Raw genomic sequence first — 16,074 nt, forward strand, 5'->3', positions numbered from 1 at the left:
CGCGGCACCCCCTCGCAGTAGGCGGCACACCGCCAGGCAACCGCGGGCGGCATGTGTATGCCATGCGTCACGACACGATGCCAGCCATCCCGAATAGGACCACTTGTCCCGGTATTGAAGCTGGCGGAACCAGTAACCCCCCAGGTAGCGTCGGCCTATTGGACCACCCTTGCCTCACGGGAGCCGATCGTGAACCGTCACACCATGGACGTGGGCACCCTGGAGGACGAGGGCGGGTTCATCTTTACGGGGAACCCGCGCCGGGCGCACAACCCGATGGAACGTCACGCCCATACGCGCATGGCAAAGACCTACCAAGGAACGCGATAATGGGCTTCAAGGGAATGAACGACGTTCAGGCGCCGAAGCTGGCTGCCGCCGTTGACGTGATGGGTGGAACACTCACCATCCAGGGCGGCCTGATCAGCGGGATTCTCTCCAAATGGGAAGCCAAGGCCGAAGGAGTCTCCGACTTCCCCAAGAAGGCCTCCTGGGCGACGGATGAGGCCAAGGACATCCGGCGCCGCCTCGGTATCTCCAAGGATGACCCCGAGGCGATCCTCACCTTTGCCGGTCTCGCCGGTGCGCTTGAGACGTGGAAAGAGTTCAAGGACGGCACCCTCAAGGACATCAAGACCCCCCTCAAGATCCTCAAGATCCCCACGGCCATTGAAGCTTCGATGCACCTCTACCAACGGTGGGCGCAGGGTCAGAACGTCGCCGGCGCCCGCGCCGTCTGGGAGCTCAACAAGTACTTCGGTTCATCGGACGCTCGGATCGCGGCGAAGCGAGGGGAACTTCTGACAGAGCTCCTCAAGGACCAGAAGATTCGCAACTGGTACAAGGAGCCCTGGAAGTGGCAGCAGAGCGTCCGTCGCGTCGCCATGCGCCTAAAGATCCCCTTCGCGGCGAAGCTCTTCGCCAAGGCACCGGGCGCCGGAATGCTCGCGCAGCGTGTCCTCCTTCCGCTGAGCGTGGTGCACGGTGTCAAGGAGATGTTCCTGCCGAGCCACACGGGTGTGTACGGCGCAGCTGACCGGACGATGGGCCTCGTGGAGGCGGGCGGCGCCGTGGCCGTCCTCGGTGGCGCAAGCGCGGCCACTGCCCTCGGCGCTTCGGCGGCCGTCGCAGCCGCGGTCCCGGTTGTGGGCTGGGTCGCCCTCGGCGTGGCCGGTGCCTATTTCCTGGGCAGTTGGGCCTGGGACAAGTGGGGGGACGACATCAAGTCGGGCGCCAAACAGGCCTGGAAGTCCACCAAGGAGTGGGGCGGCAAAATCAAGGACAAGGGCGCCGAGATCGTCAACGGGGCAAAGAGCGCGGTCACCAACCTAGTGCCCAACACCATCAGCAAATACAAGTTCTGGTAAGCGAGAATCGGACGCACCATCATGCAAAGCCCTGAAATTGACATGGAGCTCCAGGAGTTCCGCGGAATTCTGGCCGAGGCGCTCGCCGAGGGAGGGACGCAGCCTCTGCTGCGGCTCACCGACGAAGAGATCGCCATCCTCGATCCCGATTCGCTGACGGAATGTGTCGCCCCGACTCCGCGGCTCGCCACACTCTCCGGTCAGGAACGCGAGTGGGTGTACGCCACCGCACTGCGGTCCCTCGTCTCGCGCGAGGCGGTGGAGGTCGCGAACGTAGACGAACTCGATGCGGTGCTCCGGGCATCGGCCGCGCAATCCGCAGCCGGTGAAGCTTCGGGCGACGGCACGGACTCGGGCTCCACCCCGTCCGGCGTGGACCTGGACATGCGCATCACCCCCGAGGTGAGCCTCGCCCTCACCCTCCGCCGCACCGCCACCCGAGCCCTGGCGGTCGAGCAACACACGTCGAGCGGCCTCACTCACCTGCTCGTCTACGTGCACGCCGAGGACCTCTACCTCGTGGAGCGCGTCACCTCCGGTGGCCTCCACATGTTCACCCTCGCCGGCTCCGCCAAGGACGCGGCGGACATGGCACTGCTCTTCGTGGACCCCTTCGAGGTCGCCGACAAGGACGGTCCCGTCCAGCAGCTCACTCCTGAACAGATCAGCCAGGAGAACGTCGGCCGCGCCCTGAGCAACGCCATCAACAACGCCCTGGTGGTCGGTCAGACGGTCGTGCTCGCCGACGCTCCGGGTCCGCTCCTGACCACGTACGCCACCGAGAAGGCTCTGTGGACGGTGTACGTCGCGAAGCCCAACGCCGCCAGTGGCATCGAAGCGCGCCCCGTCGGCAAGAACACACTGCGCAAGATGATCACCAAGCTGATCAGCCCCAGCTGAGAGAGGCGGCACGATGTCACGAGAGAGCGACTGCCGTGCGGACGTACGCAAGCTCAAGGAGTACGCGGACCAGTTGGAACGCTCCATAGACAACGTCCAGGGCCTCTGCGGCACTGCCACGTGGAAGGGGCCGAAGAGTGAGCGGTTCCGGAGTGAGTTCTCCGGCCACAAGAAGCAGATCAAGGATGCCGTGGCGAACGCGCGTGCCGCAATAGACAAGGCCCTCAAGCGCGTGGAGAAGGAAGAGGAAGAGAAGAAGAAGTCCGGAGCCGGAAAGTAGACAACACCGTGGCCAGCCAGCAACGCACCCCCGCCCAGCCCCCGGCCCCTACACAAACCCGCCGGGTCACCGCTTCCTGCGTGGACGCCCTCCTGGCCCTCCTCTCCGCCCTCGCGGCCGGAGCCACAGCGGGTGTCAGCGTGCTCAACGGGGTCGTCGAAATCCGCCCCCAGTCCCCCGTGGTCTGGGCCGCGGCCCTGGGCGCGGCGTTCGGGCTCTCCTTTCTCAATCACGTCCTGCTCACCTTCGCGACCCGCGCAAGCATCGGAAAGCTCCTCACGGGCATACGGGTCGTCCGCATGTCCGACGGCGGCCGCCCCACCCTTCTCCGCCTGCTTGGCCGCTGGCTGTTCGGCTTCTACTGGATGGTGGTGTTCGTCCCCATCCACGTAGCCACGGACAGCGACGTGGAACAGCAGGACGCGGTGGGGCTGCGGGTGGTGGGGCGGGGCGCAACTCTCTCCTGACCCGAACTCTGTACGGCCACGGGCCACGGGTCACGGCCACGAGTGACGGCCACGGGTCACGGCCACGGGTGACGGCCACGTGCAGAGACCGAACATGTGCATGCCCTGTCTCTTGGCTCGGCAACGGGAGGCTTCACGCCTCCTCACGCGTCACGACACGGTGACAGTCCAGCGAGATGGACTGGCTTGCCCCACTATCACGCCTGGTGCAACCGACAACCACGCGGATAGCGTCGGCCCGTTGAAGACGTCCGATGAAAGGTGGCGGCAGGTGCGCGGCTTGAGTTCCTGGTCCCGGCAGCGTCAGGCCATCGTGGGTGCCGGAGTGGCGATTGCGGCTGTCGCCGGGGTCACGCTCTATTACTCCACGTCCGATGACAAGACGCCGCTGAACGTCGACTTCGTCCTGGGTGGTGGCGGGGACGCCACAGGGGAGGGCGACCAGTTGGCGATCGCAGGCAACTTCAGTGGACTCGCCGCCGCCCCCGATGGCACCGTCTCTCTGTTCACACAGGAAGACGATAAATCGGACAACGGAATGGTGATGTGGCGCAAGAAGGGCTCCGGCGCCGCTGAGCGCATCACCGTTTCCGGGATGGACGGGGTCAGGGCCGAACAGGCAGCTGCCGCGCCCGATGGATCGGTGTATCTCGCGGGTGGCGACGACGGTCTGTGGAAGGTCCGGCCGGACGGCAAAGCGGCCGAGGTCATCAGCACGCGCCACTGCAAGAAGGCTGACCCTCGCACCACGTCGATCAGTAAGTTCTGCACAGAAAAGGTGTCGGGGGTCTCAGTCTCCAAGGACGGAACCGTCTACATCGGTGACGGCCTCACCGTGACGCCGCCGTACGGCTCTTACGTCCACCGGATCAAGGGCGATTCGATTCAGCTCGTGGCGGGCCGCCCGCCCAAGGCCCACGAGTCTTACAAACCCTCCAATCCGGCTGTGCGGAACGGGTTCAATCCACCTGCGGGAACAAAGGCGACGGACGTCTTCGTTTCGGATCCCGGCAACTCCGGAGACCTCGTATCCACGAAGGACGGTCTCTACTGGAAGACCGGCCCCGGGATCGTCCGCATCAACAAGGACAGCACGCTGAGTCCGTTCGTGGCAGCAAAGGCGCCGGACAAGGTCGGCAAGGCGGAGAGCCCCTTCGCCGACATCGGCCGAGCTCTGGACGCGAAGATTCCGCGCGGTGTCCTGAACCACGCAGGAGACCTGGCCGCCATCCCGAAACCGGGCGAGGTCTATTACGTCGACGGCGGCGAGAAGGCCCATCCCACCCTCGAAGGCGACTTCCGCTGGCATGGAGTCACGTCCGACTCGCAGAAGGAGCTCCTGGAATCGTCGGAGGCCGGGGGCATCGTCTATCGCGTGAAGGACGGCAAGCTGGCCCCGGTCATCGCCGGCGTGCAGGCCATCACAGCCTCGAAGGACAGTCTGTACGTCGCCGTCACCACTGACGGTGGGGACAGAAGCGGCCCGGAGGACTGGGACACCGCAGTGCTCCGGGTTCGCCTTCCCAAGTGAACTGACGCCTGACGACTGAATTGCACCCAGCAGAGGTCAGTTCAGACAGTCAGGTCAGACAGTCAGTTCAGACAGTTCACTTACCCGCTTTGTCCAACTTCCGCCCCTGCGCGTCCAGGACCTCCTTCGGCACAGCGACAAACGTGTGCGCGAACTCGTCCTCGGCGGCAACGCTGGTCAGCGACGCCCCCTCCTGTGTCACCACGTAGCGGACCTTCCGGCCCATCTGGTACTCGACTGAGAAGTCGGCGCCGTCGTCACCGAGGCTGGACTTGTTCTCAGACACGGTGCGAATCTTCGAGGCCAGCCCGGAAGGCTTGGTCCCGAAGCCCGAACCACAGGCGGAGATCGCCTTTTTGAGGTCCTGCACCGACTGCTTCGCCGCCGCCCCGGACTTGGCACTCGACAGCACGAGCCGGTAGGCCGCGGTGGGTTTGTCGGAGCCCTCGGGGGTCTTGACGATGCTCCGTGCCGCCAACCGCTTGTCATAGGCGGAGGCTTCGGGCGCCATCGCGTCGACGATCGGCTGGCAGGACTCCTTGTCGGCCGTGCGCGCCGACCCACCGGCGTCGGAACCGGTGCCCGACACCGCGCGAATCGTGTAGCCCGGTACATCTCCCTGCGCCAGCACGGCACTTGTGAGCTGCGACCGGCTCAGCGGCTTGTCGCCCACCGACCCCCCGGAGCCACCAGAGTCCGACCCTTTGTCGTCGCCGCATCCAGCAGCGGCCATCAACAGCACGCCGACCGAGACCGCCACCGCGGCTTTCCTACCCCTGCCTGCGTTTCTCATCGCTCACACACCAATCAGTATCAGTCACAGTTGCCGTGGCCGCCGCGCTCAGTGCTTCACCGAATCATCTTTCACTGACTCATCTTTCACTGACTCAGTAATTCCCTACGAGTCCTGCCCGGGATAGTCCCGAGCGTTCCTCCCCGTCGAGTATTCCGGCCAGATCGCTGCGACGACGGCGGGGTCCTGGAGCCATTTGTTATAGGCCGTGCGCTCGGCCGTACTCATGGACTCGATGTCCTTGATACCGCCCTTCTTGTCCAGGAAGTTGCCATCTCCCCTTGCGTAGTCCTTGACGTCACCCGTGTACTCCTTGGTGCCCTTGGGACTTCCGTCCTTGCCATCGGTTTCGATCGTGACAGGCTTGATTCTGTCGTGCTCACGTGCCGCGTCCGCGTTGTTCTGGTAGTCCGTCTGCCAGGAGAAGTCCGCTGTGTTCTCCTTGACTCCCTTGAAAGCCTCTTTGAGACCCTTGGGTGCGTCGTTCTCATCGGCCTTCACAAGATCCTTGAGCAAGCCGGTGGCGGTTTCCGCCCCCAGGCCCCACGCGACACCCACAGCCGCGCCCTTCATACCGGCAACTCCCCCTCCGGCGGTTGCACCAGTGGCCACTGCACCGGCGGTGTCGATAATCTTCGCACGGAAGTTATTGGTGTCCGTGACCCACTTGTCAATGTCGCCCTCGATCTCACCGGACGCCTTTTTCATGGACTCCTGGTAGAACTCCTGCATCATTCCGCGCTTCATGGAGGAGAAGGCGCCGGCGTCCTTGTTGCTCTCCGTCGTCGAGTACGAGTGGTCGAGTGCCTTCTCGTCGTACCTCTGGAACAGGGCGCTGAGCGTGCCCGCCGCCTTGGGGTCGCGTGCCGATTCCTCCATGAGGGATCGCCACAGGCTGTCGGACGCCTCAAGGCCAGGACGGCCCTTGTCCTGGCCCTTCATAAAGTCCTGGAGGCTCCACTTGGTGGTGTTCGCGTACTTTTCCTCGCCCTTGGCCTTGACGTCGCTTCCCCAGAGTGCGTTACCGGCCGGGGACGTGACTCCGTGCTCAAGGTCCTTCCAGTACGCAGTGAGGATGCTCGCGTAGAGGGCCTGGGTCCCCTCGATGGGGTGCATACCCTTGGTGTCTTTGCCGTTGCGGTGCTGGTAGTTGTCGAAGAGGATCCGGCCCGTATTCTTCTCCGCCAGGGACGGGTTGGTCTGCTTGAGCGTCACCGTCGCGGAGTTGACCATGTTGAAGAAGGCCTTGCCGCGCTCCTTCGGCTCGTCCACCTTCCAGGGACCTGTGTCATAGAGGGAATGCTGTACGAAGTCGTAGTTGTGGTCCATAACTTCGCCGGAGGCCTGCGGATTCTCCGAAACGGCGTCGAAGAGCTGCTGGTAATTGTCCTTGCCCCACTCTCCTTCACCCATGCCGTTGTTGCCGAAGAACCGGGTCTCGTCGACCTTTCCCTGCTTCTTCTTGTCGAGCACACGGTCACTGAAAGCGACGAGGAAGTCCTTGTCGTGTGAGCCGCCCTTGAGGAAGGGGGTCAGACGGTCCGGCCTGAAGCCGTCGTACTCGTCCAGCGCCGAATCGCTGAACCACTTGTTCCACTCCTGCTGCTTCTGCTTGGGCGACTTGCCTTCGAAGGCCACCTTGGTGAACGTACCGAAGGTGTCGGCGATGACCGAACGGTCCTTCTCCCGCTCGTCCGGATGATCCTTGTAGCGATCACTGTTGCGGTCTCCCATTTGATTGGAAAGCCACAGTACTCGCTGCGAACCGAGCGCGTTATAAAAGGATTTCACATAGTCCGCGTCTTCTTTGTGAGCGCGCAAGTCGGCGAACATCTCGGGGCTGGGATCGTCCCCGTCATTCAGCTTGTCCTTGAATTTGTCGCCCAGCTTCTTGCCGTCGGCCATGGACTGTTTGGTCTGACCGACCATGCTGTCCTTGATCTGAACCATGCCCGGGTAGCCGTGGCCGTACTTCGTGTCCTCGGCGATGGAGAGGTGGTGGCGCCGCCGGAGCATGGGGAGCTGCTTTTCGGCCCAGGCCGAGATGGCGAACAGTTCGGTCAGCATCGTGGTCTTGACGCCGTACCTCTCGAAGCTCGACTTGATCCAGGTCGCACTCGACTTGAGTTTCTCCTGGTCCCTGTTGAGCGAGCTGATCGTCTTGGCCAAATTCTCCGGGTCAATGCCGGAGAATCCGTCACCGCCACTGCTGCCGCCACGTTCCGCAGGCTCACCCATGAATGTCTCCCCGTTTAGACTTGACTCTTACTCAGCTCAACAACGACCGGTTGTGACAGTGCGCTTGGCTACATGTACTGCATATCCTTGTTCATCATCCTCGCCGTGGATGCGGAGACCTTGGGGGGCAGCTCCTTGATCTGCGCATCTACGGCCGGAATGAGCTTGTCGAGCTCCCTGATCATGCGGCCGCGGTTGCCCTGGACCTCGTCGTGCCATTTGTTGGCCGTCTTGCCGACCCAAGACTTACCCGTCTTGCCATCGCCACCCACGTCCTGAGTCGCCGTCTTCAGGCACTTTTTGAGCTCTTTGAGCTCATCTACGAGATTGGTCTTCAATGTCTCAAGGCGAGTCACATAAGGGTTATCGACCTGCGGCTCTTCGTCCGCACCCTTGTCCTTGCCCTTGTCGTCGGCCCCCATTACCCCTCCAGGGTTGAGCCAAGCTGTTGTCGCCCGGCGACTGTTGACGAGATTTCTCAGGTTGATCCAAGCAAAGAATACGGAGCACCCAACCCCCCGAGCAAGGCAACTCCGGGAAGGCGCAGGACGGATGACGCGGGTCCACCCGTTGCGATAGCATCGGGCCCCGGCGGACGGACGGTTCGTCTCGCTTTCGAAACACGGGGAGGAACGCCATGAGCGGTAATGCAGGCATGAAGGGCGCGGACACAACGCGACTCCGGACTCTTTCCGGCACCTTCAAGACTCAGCACGGCAACCTTGACGACCTGATCCGCGCCATCTCGACGGGCACGAGCCACAGCGAAGAGTTCTGGAAGGGCGGCCGAGCCAACCGATTCCGGGAGGAATGGGACAAGCTGAAGCCGCAGCTGAAGAACTTCGTGACGTCTCTTGAGAATGCTCGCAAGGAGACGCACGACGCTGCCCAGGCGAACGACACGGCCAACGACTAGTCAAGGTCTGGTTGCAGTCGAGCAAATACATTCGGGCCGGACAGCTTCCACGCTGTCCGGCCCGAATGTATTTGCTGTGCAGGAAATGTGCGGAAAGTCTGTGCGCGACCTCGGATGGCCCGGAACAGTCCCGGAACTCCCCGTCCCACACCCCTCAGTCCGGCATGACCGCCTGAGCCGGCATCGCTTCCCCGCCCCGCACAAAGAGCCCGCGCCCCGTCGGTCCCCCGGTCGCGCTGTTCGACGTGATGCGGATGTTGAACATCTCGCCGTCCGCCGACCCCTGCGGCGACAGAAGCAGACCGTTCCTCGACTTCCGCGCCTGCACCACTGAGCCGCGGTATTGCGAGGACAGCGTGTCCACGGCACCTGCCATGATCACGCCGAGGCCGCCGTCCATGCCGCGGCGGATCTCCTCCTCCAGGGCTTCGTCCAGCGTGGTGTCGTAGATCAACTCGGCGTCGTCCACCACGATCACGTACGGACCGCGTGCGCTCTGCGTCAGCGCTTCCAGTTCCTCGCTCGAACTATCCGCGTTGAGGGAGCCCAACACTCCGTCCTCCGAGGCGAATTCACGTAGTGGCGAGCGACGCGGAGTCACCAGGATGACCTCCGTGCCGCGTCGCAGCAGCGACATCGTCGCCGCTACCAGCGAGCTGGAGCGGCCGGACTTCGGCGGTCCTGAGATGACGAAGCCGGGGCCTGACTCCTCCAGGTCCATGCCGAGCGGTGAGAGTTCATCGCCGCCCGCCGCGAAAAGGGCCCACAGCTCCGAGGGCGGGGTGAAGTCGGGCTGGAGTGCCATGGCCTCCGAAGCCTTGATGCGGGCCGGGAGCACGTCGACACGGATCGGGCGCTGCTCGACAGGCGGGCGGGGCCAGGTCTGGGCCGCCGTCCGGGCGATCTCCTGGAGCGCGGCCACCTGCGCCTGGCCGTTGGGGTTCTCGGCGAGGAGCGCGATCTGGCTCTCCTGGACGCCCTCGTCGGTGCCCTTGAGGGCACGGCCCGACGGGACTTCCTTGGGTACGTCCTTCGGCATGATGCCCGCGAACGAGTAGTCCTGCGGGTCCGCGAGCCGCAGCACGAGCCGCTCGGAGAAGGAGCTGGCGACCTCACCCATGAGGCCGCTGCGGTCCACGCCGAGGACCACCTTGACTCCGACCGCGGCACCCTCACGGAAGATCCGCTTCGCCGACTCGACGAGACGGCCGTAGTCGTAGTTCTCGAAGGCGAGACGGAACGCGTCCCACCCGTCGAAGACGACCACCATCCACGGCAACCGGTCCGCCGGGTCGGCCGCCGCACGCTGCTCGGCCGCGCTGGACTGCCCCTTCTCGGCGAGCAGGAGCTGGCGTCGTCCGACCTCGTCGAGGAGCCTGCCGAGGAGCCGGTCGACGCGCGCCATCTGCTCGCGGGTCACCACGGCGCCGCAGTGCGGAAGAGTGGTCAGCGGCAGCAGCGCGTTGGCGCCGCAGTCGATGCCGTAGATGTGGACGTCGCTGGGGCTGCAGGTCTGTGCGACAGCGCCCGCGATCGTACGCAGGGCCGTCGAGCGGCCGGAACGGGGGCCTCCCGCGATCATCAGGTGCTCGCCGTCGGCCAGGTCGAGCGCGAGCGAGGCGCGCGCCTGTTCGGCCGGGAGGTCGGTGAGGCCGAAGGCGATCGGCCGGACCGTGTCGGCGCCGACGGGTGTCGCCGGCAGTTCGGGGAGTTCGGCGAGCTGCACCAGGTTGGGGATGGGCGGCAGCCAAGGGCTGCGGGGGGTGGCGCAGCCCAGCTGCTTCGCGCCGTCGGCGATCGCGTCGACCAGCACGGCGAGGTCGGTGACCAGCGTGCCGTCGTCGGCGTCGTCCGCCGCCGCGCGCGGCGGCGGATGCCCGTACGACGTCCAGTTCAGGAGGTTCACGGTGACCTGCGGTGCCGCGTCGAGCCCGGGGCGGCGGCCACCGATCCGGGCGGTCTGCACGCCGACGAGGGATTGCGCACCGGAGCGGACGTAGCAACGACCCGGTGTGGCCTTGGAAATGTTCCCGGAGTCGCCGGCGTCGATGACGTCCCGGGACTCCTCACCGTTGGTGACACGCAGCGCGATGCGGAGGTTGGTGTTGGCGCGGATGTCCGCGCTGACGACGCCCGCGGGGCGCTGGGTGGCGAGCATCAGGTGCACGCCGAGGGAGCGGCCTCGGCGGGCGATGTCGACGAGGCCCGCGATGAAGTCGGGGAGCTCGGCGACCAGCGAGGCGAACTCGTCGATGACGAGCATGAGCCGCGGCATGGGCTCCAGTTCGGGGCGCAGTCTGCGGGCGTCGTTGTAGTCCTCGATGTCCTTGGTCTCGGCCTTGAACAGGATCTCCTCGCGCCGCCTCAGCTCGGCGGCGAGCGAGGCGAGCGCGCGCTCCGTGAGGTGGGCGTCGAGGTCGCTGACCATGCCGACGGTGTGCGGGAGCCGCGAGCAGTCCAGGAAGGCGGAGCCGCCCTTGTAGTCGATGAGGACGAAGTTCAGGGCGTCCGGTGTGTTGCCGACCGCGAGCGAGGTGATGATCGTCTGCAGCAGCTCCGACTTGCCGGCACCGGTGGTACCGGCAATGAGGGCGTGCGGTCCGTCGCGCCGGATGTCCAGGACGAACGGACCGTCGGCGGCAATGCCGATCGGCGCCACCGTGGTCGATCCGCCGCGCTGCCAGATCCGGGCGATGTCCGCGCCGGCCGGGTTCGGCATCTCGATGAGGTTGAGCAGCCGGGCGGCCGTGGGCAGCGCGCTGTCGGCGTCGTCACGGCTCACATCGCGTACGGGGGCGAGGGCGCGGGCCACGCGCTCGCACCAGGCGGTGGAGACCTGGTCGGCGAGGATCTGACCGACCGCCTCGTATCCGTATCCGCGCAGGTGAACGCGGGTCGGTGAGTCCGGGGTCCAGCAGACGGCGGTGCGGCACTCCTCGGGAAGAAGCCGCTCGTCGTCGTCCACGCACAGCGCGAAGATCCCGACCGCCGGTCCTTCCTGGAGCAGTTGCGGGACGCCGGGCACCCGGCGCAGGAGCCGCGCGCCGTCGAGGATGAGCAGCACCTGGGAGTCGGGGCGCAGCGCGTTGACGCCGCCGTGGTCCTTGGCTATCGCCTGGCGGCGCTGGAGTTCGTTGAGGAGCTCGGTGACGCGGCGGGAGATGGACTCAGCGTCCGTGCCCATCAACGCGACGCAGTTCTGTCCCTGTTGGGGGCTGGTGTGCGGGAGCCACTGGGTCCAGCTCCACTGTTCCGCCGCGTCCTGCGCGGAGGAGAGGACCACCAGGGAGAGGTCGCGCGGACTGTGCAGGACTGCGGCCTGGGCGGCCATCCACCGGGTGGTGGAGACCGCGCGCGGCCGGTCGCCCGCGATACCGACGACGCCGAGCTCGGCGAAGGGCAACGTCAGCGGGACGTTGGTGACGACCGGGGGCTTCGGCTCCTCCCCCTCCTCCACGGTGGCGCCGCGGCCGAAGGCCAGGTCGATCTCGGCGGACAGGTCACCGAAGCCCACCCGTAGCTGCATCGCGTCCGGGTCGGTGATCCGCCGCTCCCACAGCCGGCGCCTCGGTCCGGTGGCGAACAGGAGCAACTGACCGGCGTCCGGGAAAGCCTCGCGGCGGCGGCGCTGGTCGACCTCGGCAAGCCGCTCCACCTCAGCCTCGTGGTCAGCCAGGGCCTTCCTGTACTCCTTGAGCGCGGCGCCGTACTTCTTCTTGCCGTGCCGCCGGTCGCTCAGCCACTGGCCCAGCATCATGACCGGCGACATCAGACAGAAGAGGAGGAAGTAGATCGAGTCCATCATGAAGTACATGCCCACGCCGAAGAAGAGCGGCAGGAGCATCGAGAGCAGCTGGAAGCGGTGCGCCTCGTCCTTCTTCGGCTCCACGGGCACGAGCAGGCGGGGGTTGGCACGCGGCGAGGTCAGCCGGGGCGGCCGGTTGTAGGCGAGGCCGCCTTCGCCGGCAGGTGAAAGGTGGGCGTCGGGCGCCCCGACCTCCGAGAGGCTGAACAGAGATTCGCCGGACTTCAGGAGCATGCCGGGCTCCCACTCCTGCGGCCGGGCCATTTGCTGATCGTCGAGCGCGAGGACGACCCCATCGAAGGGGGCGATCTCGATCCGGCCCTTGATGTCGACGGTGACTCGCGCGGCCATCTGGGCCAGGTAGGGATCCTCGACGGCGAGCGTGGCTGTGGGCGCGGAGCCGATCGTGCTGACGCCGGTCGAGAGTCTGGCCACCCGGCCGGCCCCCGCGCCGCCGCTGACCGTGACCTCGTACCGCCCTGCGGGCTCGCCGTTCATCATGAACGGTCCCAATGAGTCGTCGGTTGTGAGGCGCACGCCGTCCCGTAGCGTGTTGCCGACTGGCGCCTCCGGTTCACAGGGCGTGCCGTCGACCCACAGCCGTCCAGACCCTGCTGCCGTCGGCTGGTGCCACCCGGGGACACGTCCAGGTGACGGCGTCACTACGCCTGGGACCTGGAACGGCAGGGCGCTGTCCGGCCCGTTCAACCGCTCCACCGCCGCGGCCACTTCCGCCGCGGTCGTACCGTCGTCAATGTTGATCAACGCTTCCCGTGGCGCGGCTCCCTCCCGGACCACGGTCGCCCGTACTCGCATCAGTACGTGCCCCTCCCGTTCAGCTCTTGCGTGTCGTCAGGTGTTCGATACTTCCTCGACCGAGACCCCAGGGGCAAACACACCCACGGCTTCGGCAAGACGTCTGCGGTCCAGCGTCCACAGATTGATGTGCCTGCTCGCCAAGAAGACCTCGTGGTCGATGTGGGGTGCGAGATGACCAGTCCGCTCCCGGCTCAGTCCGGCGTTGGCCCCGGGAAGCTGCGGTGCGCCTGCCCTGCGGCGCAGGCCCACATAGTTCATCGGGGAGAGCCCTGTAGTGCTCTGCTGCCACAAGACCACTGCCTCAATGTCCCGCCAAGGCACAAAAGCGGTCTGCCGCGCGTACTTCGCAGGTGCACCGCCCAGGGTTACTCCTTGATCGTCGACTCGAAACGCGACAAGGCGGCGCGTCGCAGCGCCGCTCAGAAGCTGGATCGGCGTCCAGGTGTATTGGGCTTCGTACGCCGTGGAGTGATCTGCAGGCATAGGCGGATCGTAATCCTTAACAATGACTGGGCAGGTGTGATCGTTGCTGACGGATACAGTAACGACAGCCCTCAGTGCCTTCCCTCTGAGGCCGCAGCACCCACACTGGACCTGCGCAAGCCTGCTCCAGCAGCGCTGCTACGGTCTCGGTCCCGTCAGAAGGCCCTCCCGACGCCTGAGTCATCCGGCTTTCATTCAGAGGTGTCCAGATGACAAACGGCAATCCCCGTGGCGGCAAGCAGGTGCGCCACAGCGGTCGTCGTCTGCGGGCGGCAGGCTTCGCCTGTCTCGTCCTGGTCATCGCGATCCTGGTCTCAGCCGCCCTCGCCCTCGGCCCCTACACGTGGGCCGGCGAGATGTGGCGTGCGCTCGCGCCGGGATGGCCGGGCAAGGGCTACGGCTTCGCTATCACCGCCGGGGTACTCCTCCCGGTGGCGGGAGTACTCGCATTCCGCCCGTTCCTGCGCGTCAACTGGAAGCGGGACAAGGTCCGCTCGGCGCTCTGGACGGCGGCGGCGCTTCCCGGTGCGAGTGCTGCCGTAATGACCCTCGCCATCGCGATGCACACTGCCCGCCCCAAGCGAAGCCACCGGAACGGCTACTGCAGTGCCTCCGGTGAGTACTGCTGGGTCAGCCAGAACTATCCCTATGTGTGGGCGGTGGGCCTGACGGCCACAGTGCTCGCGGCAGGGATGGGACTGTGGTTGCACTCCGTCTACGACGGCCGCCGAACGACGAAACCCGCGAGCGCAGCCGGCACCCCATCAGCCTGAGCCCCGTCAGCCTGAGCCCCGTCAGGTCACGCGTGACATCCGCGCCTCCGGGTTACCGGACTTCGCGTTCTGCGAGAGGTAGCGAAGGTCATCGCCCGCCGGGCGCAGCCGCACAGTGTGGCTGTTCTTCGTGCACTGGGCCGCACCGGCCGCCTGCCCCTTGCCCCGCGCCACGATCTCCTTGGCGGAGACCGACTTCAGGACGAGGTCCACCGCGCAGGTGCCGCCCAGCTGGTCCGTCTGCGTCATGACCGCGAAGCGTTCGCCCACCTTCTCCTGCTCGACCTTGAGCCTGAACGTGCCCATCGGGACCGCGCCGTTGGCTGCTGTCGCCCGGCCTTCCCACGTGCCGAGGTAGGACTTCGGGACCTTGCCGTTGCCCGGCTTGTCGCTTGCCGTTGCCTGTGGGGGCTGGGCTCCGGCGTCGCTGCCCTTGTCGTTCTCTCCCGGGAGCAGCCCGAACACGAAGACGGAGCCGATCGTCGCCGCGGCGAGCGCGCCCGCGACTCCGAGTACCAGCGTGCAACTGACCTTGCGGCCCCGGCCGTCGGCCCCGCTCGGCGTGGACGTCGCGGCTACGGACACGCTTACGCGGCCGGGTGTGCCGCCTGGCTGTGGGCCTGACGACAGGGATGACGGCGGGGGTGACGACGGGGGTGTGGTTTGCGTAGGGACGTATGCGGCAGGAGGCGGCTCGTACGAAGCGTCCGGAGGGCCGAAGGAGCCGCCCGCCATCGAGTTGCCGAATGAGTCGCCGAACGGCACTGGGCCCGACGGCTGTTCCGCGATCCCGGCCGTGTCCAGGTCCAGGATCCGCACCGCGCTCCGGCTGACCCGTTCCACCAGCGGTCCCGGCAGCCAACCGGCCGCCACCAGGCCGTTCGCGCCGCCGGGGGCGAGACGTCGTGCGATCTCCCCCGGAGCGGGGCGTGTGCTCGCTTCCTTTGACAGGCACTCCCGGGCGAGGTCGCGCAAGTCGCCGTCGAGACCGCCGAGTTCCGGTTCCTCGTGTACGACCTTGTAGAGCAGCGAGGCCGACGAGTCGCCCGGGAACGGCGACGTCCCCGTCGCCGCGTACACCAGGACCGCGCCCAGCGAGAAGACGTCCGCCGCCCCGGTGATCCCCTTCCCCAGGATCTGCTCGGGCGACATGTAGCCGGGTGAGCCGATGGAGACGCCGGTCGATGTGAGCGAGGCGGTGCCGTCCGTGGCCCGTGCGATGCCGAAGTCGATCAGGCGGGGGCCGTCCATCGTGAGCAGGACGTTCGACGGCTTCACGTCACGGTGGACGAGGCCCAGTTCGTGTACGTGCGCCAGTGCCTCGGCCAGGCCCGCCACAAGTACGCGTACGGAATGGGCGGGGAGAGGGGACAGGTCGCGTACCGCCTCCGCCAGCGAAGGACCCGCCGCGTACCCCGTGGCCACCCACGGGACGGCCGCCTCCGGGTCGGCGTCGAGGACCGGCGCCGTCCAGTCGCCGCCCACCCGCCGCGCCGCGTCCACCTCGCGCCGGAAACGGGCGCGGAACTCCTCGTCGAGCGCGAAGTGCGGATGGACGACCTTCACCGCGACCGTACGACCGCCCGAACTGCGCCCCAAATAGACCCGGCCCATACCGCCCGAGCCAAGACGGCCGAGCAGCCGGTAGGGCCCGATGACGGTCGGTTCGCCGGGATCGAGCGGGTGCATGACGAAGGCCTCC

General features: G+C 66.4%; 13 protein-coding genes. 7 read left to right on the forward strand and 6 right to left on the reverse strand.

The genetic code is table 11. From position 1 onward, the window contains the following. Positions 1 to 329 precede the first annotated feature (329 nt). From ACGFSB_RS18185 to ACGFSB_RS18205, 5 genes are all read left to right on the forward strand, one after another. Positions 330 to 1,367, forward strand: a complete 1,038-nt coding sequence (locus ACGFSB_RS18185) for a hypothetical protein (RefSeq protein WP_393399874.1) — start codon at positions 330 to 332, stop codon at positions 1,365 to 1,367. A 21-nt stretch (positions 1,368 to 1,388) separates the two neighbouring features. Next, complete coding sequence (locus tag ACGFSB_RS18190; protein ID WP_393399876.1) at positions 1,389 to 2,267, forward strand: hypothetical protein; 879 nt, start codon at positions 1,389 to 1,391, stop codon at positions 2,265 to 2,267. 13 nt (positions 2,268 to 2,280) lie between these two features. Beyond that, positions 2,281 to 2,547, forward strand: a complete 267-nt coding sequence (locus ACGFSB_RS18195; RefSeq protein ID WP_393399878.1) for a hypothetical protein — start codon at positions 2,281 to 2,283, stop codon at positions 2,545 to 2,547. Positions 2,548 to 2,555: 8 nt separating this feature from the next. Further along, positions 2,556 to 3,014: an RDD family protein gene (locus ACGFSB_RS18200; RefSeq protein WP_393399880.1), complete on the forward strand. Its 459-nt coding sequence runs from the start codon at positions 2,556 to 2,558 to the stop codon at positions 3,012 to 3,014. A 280-nt stretch (positions 3,015 to 3,294) separates the two neighbouring features. Next, entirely contained in the window at positions 3,295 to 4,545 is a 1,251-nt protein-coding gene (locus ACGFSB_RS18205; protein ID WP_393399882.1) for a hypothetical protein, read from the forward strand. Positions 4,546 to 4,621: 76 nt separating this feature from the next. Here ACGFSB_RS18205 and ACGFSB_RS18210 read toward each other — a convergent pair whose 3' ends face one another. From ACGFSB_RS18210 to ACGFSB_RS18220, 3 genes are all read right to left on the reverse strand, one after another. After that, positions 4,622 to 5,305 carry a hypothetical protein gene (locus tag ACGFSB_RS18210; RefSeq protein ID WP_393399884.1) on the reverse strand — a complete coding sequence of 228 codons (684 nt, stop codon included), beginning with the start codon at positions 5,303 to 5,305 and terminating at the stop codon, positions 4,622 to 4,624. Between the two features lie 138 nt (positions 5,306 to 5,443). After that, positions 5,444 to 7,576 carry a hypothetical protein gene (locus tag ACGFSB_RS18215; RefSeq protein ID WP_393399886.1) on the reverse strand — a complete coding sequence of 711 codons (2,133 nt, stop codon included), beginning with the start codon at positions 7,574 to 7,576 and terminating at the stop codon, positions 5,444 to 5,446. A gap of 68 nt (positions 7,577 to 7,644) precedes the next feature. Further along, a complete protein-coding gene (locus tag ACGFSB_RS18220) occupies positions 7,645 to 7,998 on the reverse strand; it encodes a hypothetical protein (RefSeq protein ID WP_393399888.1) in 354 nt (117 codons plus the stop codon). 215 nt (positions 7,999 to 8,213) lie between these two features. Here ACGFSB_RS18220 and ACGFSB_RS18225 point away from each other — a divergent pair, with 215 nt between their 5' ends. Then, positions 8,214 to 8,492 carry a WXG100 family type VII secretion target gene (locus tag ACGFSB_RS18225; RefSeq protein WP_393399890.1) on the forward strand — a complete coding sequence of 93 codons (279 nt, stop codon included), beginning with the start codon at positions 8,214 to 8,216 and terminating at the stop codon, positions 8,490 to 8,492. Between the two features lie 154 nt (positions 8,493 to 8,646). On the opposite strand, the gene ACGFSB_RS18230 is transcribed toward ACGFSB_RS18225, so the two are convergent. After that, positions 8,647 to 13,113, reverse strand: a complete 4,467-nt coding sequence (locus ACGFSB_RS18230) for an FtsK/SpoIIIE domain-containing protein (RefSeq protein WP_393399892.1) — start codon at positions 13,111 to 13,113, stop codon at positions 8,647 to 8,649. 36 nt (positions 13,114 to 13,149) lie between these two features. Further along, entirely contained in the window at positions 13,150 to 13,599 is a 450-nt protein-coding gene (locus tag ACGFSB_RS18235; RefSeq protein WP_393399894.1) for a hypothetical protein, read from the reverse strand. A 209-nt stretch (positions 13,600 to 13,808) separates the two neighbouring features. Between ACGFSB_RS18235 and ACGFSB_RS18240 the strand changes: the two genes are divergently transcribed. Next, complete coding sequence (locus ACGFSB_RS18240; RefSeq protein ID WP_393399896.1) at positions 13,809 to 14,372, forward strand: hypothetical protein; 564 nt, start codon at positions 13,809 to 13,811, stop codon at positions 14,370 to 14,372. Positions 14,373 to 14,393: 21 nt separating this feature from the next. On the opposite strand, the gene ACGFSB_RS18245 is transcribed toward ACGFSB_RS18240, so the two are convergent. Continuing rightward, a complete protein-coding gene (locus ACGFSB_RS18245) occupies positions 14,394 to 16,061 on the reverse strand; it encodes a serine/threonine-protein kinase (protein WP_393400187.1) in 1,668 nt (555 codons plus the stop codon). Positions 16,062 to 16,074: the final 13 nt, after the last annotated feature.

The sequence above is a fragment of the Streptomyces sp. NPDC048441 genome, from assembly GCF_043200235.1.
Taxonomy (GTDB): Bacteria; Actinomycetota; Actinomycetes; order Streptomycetales; family Streptomycetaceae; genus Streptomyces.